The 10094-nt window shown below is 26.7% G+C and carries 13 protein-coding genes; 7 read left to right on the forward strand and 6 right to left on the reverse strand.

Features of this window, described 5'->3' with window-relative positions:
- Nucleotides 1–214 (forward strand): Ig-like domain-containing protein (locus Q0G30_RS13095; RefSeq protein ID WP_294390872.1); only part of this gene is annotated, 214 nt, incomplete at its 5' end.
- A 115-nt stretch (nt 215–329) separates the two neighbouring features.
- Complete coding sequence (locus Q0G30_RS13100) at nt 330–809, forward strand: hypothetical protein (RefSeq protein WP_195469324.1); 480 nt, start codon at nt 330–332, stop codon at nt 807–809.
- A 65-nt stretch (nt 810–874) separates the two neighbouring features.
- Here Q0G30_RS13100 and Q0G30_RS13105 read toward each other — a convergent pair whose 3' ends face one another.
- From Q0G30_RS13105 to Q0G30_RS13115, 3 genes are all read right to left on the reverse strand, one after another.
- The gene (locus tag Q0G30_RS13105) at nt 875–1615 is read right to left on the reverse strand and encodes an NAD-dependent protein deacylase (protein WP_294390876.1); all 741 of its coding nucleotides are present in this window, start codon (nt 1613–1615) and stop codon (nt 875–877) included.
- Nucleotides 1616–1733: 118 nt separating this feature from the next.
- Entirely contained in the window at nt 1734–3365 is a 1632-nt protein-coding gene (aspD, locus tag Q0G30_RS13110; protein WP_294390878.1) for an aspartate 4-decarboxylase, read from the reverse strand.
- Between the two features lie 360 nt (nt 3366–3725).
- Nucleotides 3726–4595, reverse strand: a complete 870-nt coding sequence (locus Q0G30_RS13115; RefSeq protein ID WP_294390881.1) for a methionyl aminopeptidase — start codon at nt 4593–4595, stop codon at nt 3726–3728.
- A 171-nt stretch (nt 4596–4766) separates the two neighbouring features.
- Here Q0G30_RS13115 and Q0G30_RS13120 point away from each other — a divergent pair, with 171 nt between their 5' ends.
- The 5 genes from Q0G30_RS13120 to Q0G30_RS13140 all read left to right on the forward strand — a co-directional run bounded on the left by Q0G30_RS13120 (nt 4767) and on the right by Q0G30_RS13140 (nt 8303).
- Nucleotides 4767–5552: a YdcF family protein gene (locus Q0G30_RS13120; protein WP_294390884.1), complete on the forward strand. Its 786-nt coding sequence runs from the start codon at nt 4767–4769 to the stop codon at nt 5550–5552.
- A 219-nt stretch (nt 5553–5771) separates the two neighbouring features.
- Nucleotides 5772–6629 carry a nitroreductase family protein gene (locus Q0G30_RS13125; RefSeq protein ID WP_294390886.1) on the forward strand — a complete coding sequence of 286 codons (858 nt, stop codon included), beginning with the start codon at nt 5772–5774 and terminating at the stop codon, nt 6627–6629.
- A gap of 122 nt (nt 6630–6751) precedes the next feature.
- Nucleotides 6752–6943: a hypothetical protein gene (locus Q0G30_RS13130; RefSeq protein WP_294390889.1), complete on the forward strand. Its 192-nt coding sequence runs from the start codon at nt 6752–6754 to the stop codon at nt 6941–6943.
- Nucleotides 6944–7200: 257 nt separating this feature from the next.
- Entirely contained in the window at nt 7201–7647 is a 447-nt protein-coding gene (locus Q0G30_RS13135) for a GNAT family N-acetyltransferase (protein ID WP_294390892.1), read from the forward strand.
- Nucleotides 7648–7694: 47 nt separating this feature from the next.
- The gene (locus Q0G30_RS13140) at nt 7695–8303 is read left to right on the forward strand and encodes a DUF975 family protein (RefSeq protein WP_294390895.1); all 609 of its coding nucleotides are present in this window, start codon (nt 7695–7697) and stop codon (nt 8301–8303) included.
- A 50-nt stretch (nt 8304–8353) separates the two neighbouring features.
- Here Q0G30_RS13140 and Q0G30_RS13145 read toward each other — a convergent pair whose 3' ends face one another.
- From Q0G30_RS13145 to Q0G30_RS13155, 3 genes are all read right to left on the reverse strand, one after another.
- Nucleotides 8354–8986 (reverse strand): ABC-2 transporter permease, encoded by a 633-nt coding sequence (locus Q0G30_RS13145; protein WP_294390898.1) that lies wholly within the window; start codon nt 8984–8986, stop codon nt 8354–8356.
- Nucleotides 8987–8989: 3 nt separating this feature from the next.
- Nucleotides 8990–9841 (reverse strand): ABC transporter ATP-binding protein, encoded by an 852-nt coding sequence (locus tag Q0G30_RS13150; protein ID WP_195514677.1) that lies wholly within the window; start codon nt 9839–9841, stop codon nt 8990–8992.
- Nucleotides 9842–9843: 2 nt separating this feature from the next.
- Nucleotides 9844–10094: GntR family transcriptional regulator (locus Q0G30_RS13155; RefSeq protein ID WP_294390904.1), on the reverse strand; the 251-nt coding region annotated here is incomplete at its 5' end.

A 10094-nucleotide genomic window follows, 5' to 3' on the forward strand; every position in this document is an offset into this window, starting at 1 on the left:
GGGGAAAACTATTCCTAATAGCAATATTATCATTGTATCTGAAAATGGAACTGTAGGAACAACTCAAGCAAAGGCAAATGGGGAATTTCAAGTTGAAATATCTCCAATGGTTTCTGGAACCAATATAGAAGTATTAGTTTATGATAAAAAGATTTTTTCTATATTGTACAAATTTGAGAAATTAGTAGTTAAAAAGGATTTATTTACATCGTAGTTTTAGGGCCATACAAGGGTGTTGGACAATCATAATTTGGCTTAAAAAGGGTAATACTAAACTTGAAATACTTAGGAGTAATAATAAACTAAAGAAAACATTGGAGGAAAAAGTTATGAAGAAAAAAGTTGTATCATTATTAATATGTTCTGCATTAATGATGGTTGAAGGTGTTACTACTTATGCACAAACTTTAAGTACTAGTCCAGCAGATGGTAATAAGGCTACAATAGAAGCACCTTCAGAAAATAAAGAAGAAAAGAAGGAGAAGGAAACTTCAGCTCCAGAAGAAAAGAGTACAGAAGATAAGAGTAAAAAGACTTCTAAGGAATCATCAAAAGATGATATAGAAGATACTTCAAGCAATCCTTGCAAGAAAAAAGAAAAAGAAGAAAAGAATAAATGTAAAGATGATAAAAAAGAACATAAGAAACATCATAAACATGATAAAAAAGATGCAGATAAATGCAAGGAAGATGTAAAGAAAGAAGATACTAAGTGTAAAGAGCATAAGAAAGAAGAAAATAAGTGCAAATGCAGAGATGAAGAAAATTCTGATAAAATAGAAAATTCTTCAGAAAAAGCTGCAGAATAATATATTATTAAATTCTCCTAGTCTATGAAAATAATTTTCTTAGACTAGGAGAATTTTTTGATTCCCTAGAAAATTGAATTTAGAGCAGTACTTAACACCTTACCAATAGAATCATTAATAACTAAATCAGCTTTATTATCAGCAGAAGTTGAACTTTTATTAATTAAAACAAGATTCTTACCTCTAAAATAATCAATAAGTCCAGCAGCAGGATAAACAACAAGTGAAGTTCCACCTATAATTAAGGTATCAGCTTGTGATATAGCTCTAACAGCTCCTGTTATCACATCATTATCTAATCCTTCCTCATAAAGAACAACATCAGGTTTAACGCTTCCTCCACATTTAGTACAAGTAGGTATGCCTTTAGATTCTAAAATGAATTTTTCATCATAAAAGGCATGACATTTAACACAGTAATTTCTTAAAACAGAACCATGAAGTTCAAAAACTACTTTGCTACCAGCAGCTTGATGAAGACCATCTATATTTTGAGTTACTATAGCTTTAAGCTTACCCATTTTTTCAAGTTTAGCTAAAGCTATATGAGCTGCATTAGGTTTAGATTCTGGATATATTAATTTATCTTTATAAAATTCAAAAAACTCTTCGGGATATCTCATATACATTGTATGTGAAACAAGTTGTTCAGGAGTAAGGTTTATTTTTAATTTTTCACTCCATAAGCCATTAGCACTTCTAAAGTCTGGTATATTACTTTCAGTAGATACTCCAGCCCCTCCGAAGAAAACTATATTATTACTTTCCTTAAGTATTTCAGTTAATAGTTTTATTTTATTTTCCACAATATCATCTCCGAATTTAATTTTATATTTTTATTATTACACAAATAAGTATAAAAATAAAATTTATTACTTAGGAAAGTAAAAAGTGCCTATAATCAAATGTTAGGCACTTTTAATATTAGCAACTTATTTCTAAATTATCATTATTTTTAAATTCATTTATAAGATTATTAAATATTTCTCTTAATATTTGTCCAATTTTTAAATAGGCTTTATCATCTAAATTTGCAAGAGAAACTCTAAGTCCCCATCTAGATGAAGCAAAACCATCACCATTTAAAAGAACAATAGAATAGTTTTTAGCTAAACTATAAAGTATATCAAAAGGTGTATAGTTCTTTTCTATATATTTACTTGCTTCAATTCCATATTCAACTTTAGCCCAATCTAAAATATTTATTTCAGTATAGTATGAAGCATAGTATGGATCATTAAATATTTTAACTTCTAAACCATCACATAATAATTGCTTACGTTTTTGACAAATTGATTTAGTTAAAGTTTTATAATTATTATTAGAGTCAATTAATGCAAAAGCACAGAAAAATGCCATTTGTACTTGTTGAGGTGTTGAAAGTCCAGCTGTATGATTTAAGGCAACTTGTCTACTATCTGCAACAATTCTATCTATAAATGATATTTCTTCTGGTGTACAAGACAGATGACAGTACCTTGTATTTAAGTTAAGCTTATGTATTTCAGGCAACTCTGCAATTAATTTATTATATATATTATCTTTATTTAATATTATAGTTCCAAGTCTCCAACCTGTAACACCAAAATATTTTGAAAGTGAATAAACGCCAATAGTATTATAAGGTAAATCACTAAGAACTGATTTAAAATTATTAACAAATGTACAATAAACATCATCAGTAATAATCATTAAATTTGGATTATAGTTATTTACTATATCTTTTAATGTTTCTCTACATTTAGCGTTTAATGCTATAGAAGCAGGGTTGTTTGGATTTACTATAAATACAGCTTTTATGCTTGTATCTTTTAATTTATTTAAATCTTCTTCAGTATATTGATATGTAGGGATTCCATTTTCATCAATTTCATTAGCATGAATATTAATCACATCAAAATTATAATGCGGTAAATGTGGAATTTCTAAATATGGAGTAAAAATTGGAGTCATAAGTGCAATTTTATCTCCTTTATTTAGAAGATGATTTTTTTCTAAAGAATCAAAAATATAGCACATTGCAGCTGTACCACCTTCAACCCCAAAAACATCAAAATTACCATTAAATTCTGAAGTTCCACATAATTCTTTTAATAAGTAGTTATTAACTATTTTTTCTATATGGATAAGCATTCTATCAGGAAAAGGATAGTTGTCTCCTATTATCCCATCAGCTAATTCAAAAATCCACTGGTCCGCATTAAATCCAAGATCATTTACTCCATAGTTATAAATTTCTTTTATTAAATTTATTCCAGGCAATGAAGGGTTAGATTTAATATATTCTAGCAATCTTTCTGAAATTCCATCTTTTTGAACCATTCCAGCTAAATCATCAATATTTAATGATCTTTGTGTTTCTAATATAGCAAATTGACCAAAGGTAAAGAAGGCTTGTCTAGGAGTAGCTGCAGTCCAGTTTGGATTACCTCTACCAGCATCTAAAATAGTATTATTATTTAATGAAGCTAGTTGTAATAATTTATCTTTAAATTCAAAAGGACTTACTTTACCGTAAATTTTTTTAAGGTTTTCTTTAGTTAATTCTGTATTCAAATTGAATGTCTCCTTTCATGCTATTTAAATACTGAAGTATTTCTTGCATTTATTAATTTTATAACAGAATTAATAAAATTAAAATAGGAAATATTAGTTTTAGTAATTTAATAAAATATGAATACTAAATTTAGAAAATTATATTAAAATGTTATAAATATAACTTTAAAATGATTAAAGTGTTAATAAAAAAAGGTATATATTAATAAGGTGTAAGTTGAGAACTATAAAAATATGTTTATAATATAAATAAGTAATAACAAAATATTAAACAAAATCATATTTTTGGTAATGAAGAAGTTGCTAAGAAATTCATTATATAATAAAAATGGTGAAGATAAATAATCTTCACCATTTTTATTAATGAGTTAAGACTTCAACTCCAGTTTCAGTTACTAAAACTGTATATTCCCATTGAGAAGAAGGATAACCATCTTCAGTTAAAACAGTCCAACCATCAGCTTCATCAATAAATATATCAGAACTACCCATGTTTATCATAGGTTCAATAGTAAATACCATACCAGGAACTAAGAGCATACCAGTACCTTTTTTACCTACATGAGAAACAAAAGGAGTTTCGTGGAATTCAAGTCCTATTCCATGTCCGCCAAATTCTCTAACAACAGAGTAACCATTAGCTTCAGCATGCTTTTGTACTGCTTCTGCTATATCACCTAAGTATCCCCATGGTTTTGCAGCTTCTAAACCTTTATCTAAACACTCTTTTGATACTCTTACTAGTTTTTCTAAGTCAGGATGTACATTTCCTATTTTGAACATTCTAGATGCATCTGAAAAATATCCATTATATATAGTAGAAACATCTACATTAACAATATCGCCTTCTTCTAGTATTATATCTTCACTAGGAATACCATGACACACTTCATCATTTATAGAAGTACAAACGCTTTTAGGATATCCTTGAAAGTTAAGTGGAGCTGGAATTGCACCTTGTGATACTGTAAAGTCATGAACTATAGTATTGATTTCTTCAGTTGACATTCCAGCTTTAATGTTTTTACTTACTAAATCTAAAACTGCAGTATTAATAGCACAACTTTCTTTAATTTTTTCAATTTGTTCAGGTGTCTTAATTATACTTCTAGGTGGCACTATGTGACCTTTAAGTTTATATGAGTTTATTTTTTCATCAAATTGCAAATGACAATTTTTGTATTTTTTATTACTACCACACCAGCAGTGGTCATTTCTATTAAGATTCATGTTTTTATCTCCTTGTATCTATTTGTATACTTTCATTATAGTACTTTATTAATAAAAATGAAAACTATTAATATAATTAATTATTTTAATATGTAAAAAGTGAAATAATATTTTATATGAATAGTTTTATATTTTATAATATAACTAAAAGAGTTTGAAAGGGAAATATTTATGAATAGGTATGTGTCAAAGAAAAAGGTATATGTATATACTTCTTTTCAGGTTATAGGTATATTATTAATTTTGTACTATTTAATATTGAAACTAATGTTTGGATTTGTAGCGTTTTCCAATATGTTTTGTATGCTAGGTATACTTTTATTTGTTTATGGGTATGTTGAGCTAAAATTTAATATAGATATTTGGGGGCATATCCCTAAAATATTTAGGGTAATAATTACAACTTTATTTACAGTAGGATTAGTAATATTTATATGTATTGAGAGTATTATAATTTATAATGGAAATCATCATGATAATGAAAAGCCTGATTATTTAGTTGTTTTAGGAGCAGGATTAAGAGGAAATAGCATAAGTGCTTCATTATTATATAGATTAGAAACAACACTAGATTTTCATGAGATGTATCCAGATGTTAAAATAGTTGTGTCTGGTGGACAGGGAACTGGAGAAAGTATGCCAGAAGCTTTAGCAATGAGAAATTTTTTAGTTGATAATGGTGTTGATCCAAGTTTAATTATAATGGAAGATAAATCAACAAATACTTATGAGAATTTTTTATATACTAAATATATTTTAGAAGAAGATACTGAGAAAGATAATTTTACAATAACTATAATATCTAATAATTTTCATATGTATAGAGCTAAGTTTTTAGCAAGGGAAGTTGGATTTAGTACCTATGGTTATCCAGCACCATCACATAAGGCATCAGCATTAGTATTTTATGTGAGAGAATTCTTTGGAGTAATAAAGGCATATATATTTAAGCAATAATTAGTGCAGTAGAGACGTGAAAAATACGTCTCTATTTTTAAATATAAAAAATAGGAGGAATGAAGATGTATGTTATAGAGACTAATAATTTATATTGTTAATTATGGTATTTCTTTTTGAAAATAGAAATATAAATGAATAAAAACATAAATAATAATAAATATTAATAAATGTGAGTTTTTTATCAATGTTAGAAATTAAAAGGATAGGAGGGTTTATATGGGTAAAAAATTTATATTTAATGAATCTATAAATGATATAGTAAGGAAGAGAAAGTCTATAAGAACTTATAATAAGGAAGAAATATCAAGTGAAATAGTTGGAAAACTTAATGATTATATAAATGAAATAAGAGGACCATTTAAAGAAAATATAACATTTAAAATACTAGATTCTAAAGAGCATATAAATGGAGCAAGACTTGGAACTTATGGAGTAATTAAGGGGGCAACTAAATTTATAGTAGCAAAGGTAAAAGTGGGACAGCATTCTTTAGAAGAGTTAGGTTATGAAATGGAGTCCTTAGTTTTATATGCAACATCTATGGGGTTAGGTACATGTTGGCTAGGGGGAACCTTTAAGAAGGGACAGTTTGCAAAGGCTATGGAAGTTGGAGAAGGAGAAGTATTACCAATAGTGTTACCTATAGGGTATGCGAAAGAAAAGAAGAGCTTTATTGATAAAACTATGAGATATATATCAAAATGTGATAAAAGAAAGCAATGGAATGAAATATTTTATTTTAGAGATTTCTCATGTCCATTAACTCAGCATTCTACCTTAGATGGATTTAAAGATATGTTTGAAAATGTAAGATTAGCACCATCTGCAGTTAATAAGCAACCTTGGAGAATAGTTAAAAGTGGAAATGAATTCTATTTTTATATAAATGAAGATAAGGATGAAAAGAAGGAAGAGGCTTGCGATATTAAAAGAATTGATATTGGAATTGCAATGTGTCATTTTGAATTAACTTGTAAGGAAAATGGAATAAGAGGAGGTTTTAAGGTAAACAATCCTAATATTCGTGATATGCCAAATAACTATAAATATATAGCAACATGGGTAAAAGAATAAAAAATATAATTAAAAAAATACACCTAATGTAAAGGTTATCAAAAGTCAAAAAGCGTATTTTAAAAGATAAAATGGGAAAAATAAATATATAAAATTATTTATAAATATTGGAGGTCTTGAATATGGCTTTTGAAAAACTTGAGAAAAAAGTCAATCAAATTAGTAAAAAGATTAAGCAAGGAAGATTTTCACAAGAAATAGGAGATGAAATTAGTAGTGTAATTAATGAAATTGAAGATCTTGGAGGGGAAGCTAAAGAAAAATTTAAAGATGCTTTAGAAAATATGAAGACTTCATTAAAAAAAATGAAATAGAAAGAGTAAAAAGGTATAAAGAAAATATCAAAAAGTTCTTTATACCTTTTTGATGTTATAAGTTAAATATTTTAATACTATTAGATAGATGATATTAACAATCCTTAAGGTGTATGTTATTATATAGATATATTTGTATAATTTGGATAATAAATTTTAGACAGGGCAAAATCAAGAAAGATGCCATATTAGATAAGTATTTTATTAGTAATAAATTTATAAGGCAATATGTCAATTAAGTTTAAGGAGGAATTTAGATGGAAATAAGAAGAGCAACGTTAGAAGATATAAATATTATAGCTAAATATAATTACAATCTTGCATTTGAGACAGAGGATAAAAAACTTGATATGAATATTTTAACTAAGGGTGTTAAAAGACTAATTGAAGATGAAAGCAAAGGAGTTTATTATGTTTGCGAAATAGATGGTAAGATTGTTGGACAAATTATGTATACTTATGAGTGGAGTGACTGGAGAAACGGAACCTTTTTATGGATACAAAGTGTTTATGTAAATAAGGAAAATAGAGGAATAGGAGTCTTTAAAGCATTATATAATTATATAAAGGATATGTGTGATAAAGATAAAAATATATGTGGAATAAGATTATATGTTGAAAAGGAAAATTATGTGGCGCAAAATACTTATTCTAATCTAGGAATGTATAAATGCAATTATTATATGTATGAATATGAAAAATAATATAAACAAATATAACCATGTTTTTTAATAATATAGGGGGTGATGCTGTGTATACAGCAGAATTAAAAAGTAGGTCAAGAGAACAGCTAAGGGGGAATTGGGCAGTAGCTATAGGAACAATATTAGTTGCTAATATAATACTAGATATCAATCTATGGTATAAGGCAACTTCAGAGTTAGGTATTGAAGGTTTATCCTATTCCTTAAATTTAGTTTCGTTATTATTAGGCGGTGTTATATCAGTTGGATTATGTAGATTTTTATTAGATATAGCAACTAAGAGAGCAGAAGCTAGATTTAATACGTTATTTTCAAGCTTTAATATTTATTTAAAAACATTGGGGTTAAATTTGTTAATAACATTAGCTGTTTTTGCAGGAACTTTATTATTTATAGTGCCTGGAATAATAGTATCTCTTATGTTTTCACAGGCATTTTATATACTATCAGAAGATCCAAGTAAATCTATTACACAATGTATAAATGAAAGTGTTAATTTAATGAGTGGTCATAAATGGGAGTTATTTTATTTAGAATTATCATTTATTGGATGGTGGTTGCTTGTATTAGTGACATTAGGTATTGCTGCACTTTGGGTAACTCCATATCAAAAATTAACAGAAGCAAACTTTTATTTATATTTAAATAATAATTAGCATATAAAGGTTGAAAATTATATTTTTATAATTTTCAACCTTTATATGTTTTATTCAACTTCCTTTTGGTTAAATATATTGCAAGTAATAAAATAAGAAACAAGTAATAATATAATACCTATTAATACACTTAAAATAGTTAAAATTGTAGGGTTTAAGTGTATATTAATTTCTGGAATTATTTCTAATAATGCAGTAGAAAAACATATTGGAAATACTGCGATAAATATAAGAATATATCTTCCTTTTTCAAAGCCTAATAAAAGAGTTGCTGGCATTAATACAGCTGTAAAAAATACTCCTATTATAGCTGTAGATAAAGAAACCTCATAAAGAGATATATTATTTGATATATTAAAGCCAACTACTGTTATAATTACTAATAATATAGATGATATAAGTGTTGCTATTAAAGTATTTATTAAACAATATATATATCTTGAGAAAATATATTCCTTAATAGTAATAGGAAGAGAATATATTAAATAATTCATTTTACTTCTTTCTTCATAAAAAATAACTGAATATGAAGCTAGCATTAAATACATTGCACCTGCAAAAGTAATCATAGTAGGTTGAGTAAAGGCAAATATAGAACCAAAAACTAATATAAAAATTAAATTTTTCTTTATTGCAAACAATGAATTAAATTGTAATTTTAATAAATTCACTAAATTATTCATAAATTAAAACCTCCTAGTGTAATACAATAAAAGATCTTCAAGGGTACACTTTTCATAAATTGCTTCATTCCCAAAAAGTTCATAAGCTTTTTTCTTATTAGATATTAAGCCTTCAAATCCAAAAGCATTCTCTTTTAAAGAAATAAATTGTTTTTTTATTGTATTGTCAATCAAAGCCTTTTTACTTTTAATCAGCACATGATTATCTAATATATAATCTTTTTCTCCTTGAAGAAGAATTTCACCGTTATATACCATAACTATATAATCAGCAGATTTATCTAAGTCTGTAGTTATATGAGTTGAGTAGAAAACAGTCATACTATCCATTTCAATATGATCTTGCATAAGTTCTAAAAACTCATTTCGTATTATTGGATCTAAGCTTGAAGTTGGTTCGTCCATTATTAAAAGTTTTGGATGATGGGATAAAGCCATTATAAGTTCAAATTGCTTTTTTTGCCCTTTAGATAGATCCTTGTAAAGTTTACTTTCATCAATATTAAATTTAGTTAAATAATTTTGATATAATGATTCATCCCAGTTAGGATAAAATTTAGATATTATTTTATGAAGATTAGATAGTTTACTTTCTTCTAGGAATCCAGATTCATCCCCAACATAAGCAATGTTTTCTTTAGTTTTAGTATCTTTATTAATATTACTATTTAATATTTTAATTTCGCCAGAATCAGGTTTAACCATTCCAAGTAAAGATTTAATAGTAGTAGTTTTACCAGAGCCATTTGGTCCGATAAATCCAGTAATATATCCTTCTGGTATATCAAGATTATCTATATTTAAAGAAAAGTTCTTATAATTCTTTTGTAAATTACGAATTTCAATAGAGTTCATATTTATACCTCCTCATAAATACTTTTAAAAATTTCAATACATTCATCTAGCGTTAATCCCAGAGATTTAGCAGATATTATTACGGCTTCAAGTTTATCTTCCATTTCAGCCATGGCAGCTTCTCTTAATCTTTCTGAATTATAACCAGAAACAAAAGTACCTTTACCAATAACTGTTTCAATAAAGCCTTCTTTTTCAAGCTCTTCATAAGCTCTTTTAGAAGTTATAATACTTACTTTAAGCTCTTTTGCTA

It is taken from the genome of uncultured Clostridium sp. (assembly GCF_934754925.1).
Taxonomy (GTDB): Bacteria; Bacillota; Clostridia; order Clostridiales; family Clostridiaceae; genus Clostridium.

What these genes read in the sequence shown, in the direction of transcription:
- Q0G30_RS13100 (WP_195469324.1), top strand. Translation starts at nt 330, where the DNA reads ATGAAGAAAAAAGTTGTATCATTATTAATATGTTCTGCATTAATGATG.
- Q0G30_RS13115 (WP_294390881.1), bottom strand. Translation starts at nt 4,595, where the DNA reads ATGAATCTTAATAGAAATGACCACTGCTGGTGTGGTAGTAATAAAAAA.
- Q0G30_RS13120 (WP_294390884.1), top strand. Translation starts at nt 4,767, where the DNA reads ATGAATAGGTATGTGTCAAAGAAAAAGGTATATGTATATACTTCTTTT.
- Q0G30_RS13125 (WP_294390886.1), top strand. Translation starts at nt 5,772, where the DNA reads ATGGGTAAAAAATTTATATTTAATGAATCTATAAATGATATAGTAAGG.
- Q0G30_RS13130 (WP_294390889.1), top strand. Translation starts at nt 6,752, where the DNA reads ATGGCTTTTGAAAAACTTGAGAAAAAAGTCAATCAAATTAGTAAAAAG.
- Q0G30_RS13135 (WP_294390892.1), top strand. Translation starts at nt 7,201, where the DNA reads ATGGAAATAAGAAGAGCAACGTTAGAAGATATAAATATTATAGCTAAA.
- Q0G30_RS13145 (WP_294390898.1), bottom strand. Translation starts at nt 8,986, where the DNA reads ATGAATAATTTAGTGAATTTATTAAAATTACAATTTAATTCATTGTTT.
- Q0G30_RS13150 (WP_195514677.1), bottom strand. Translation starts at nt 9,841, where the DNA reads ATGAACTCTATTGAAATTCGTAATTTACAAAAGAATTATAAGAACTTT.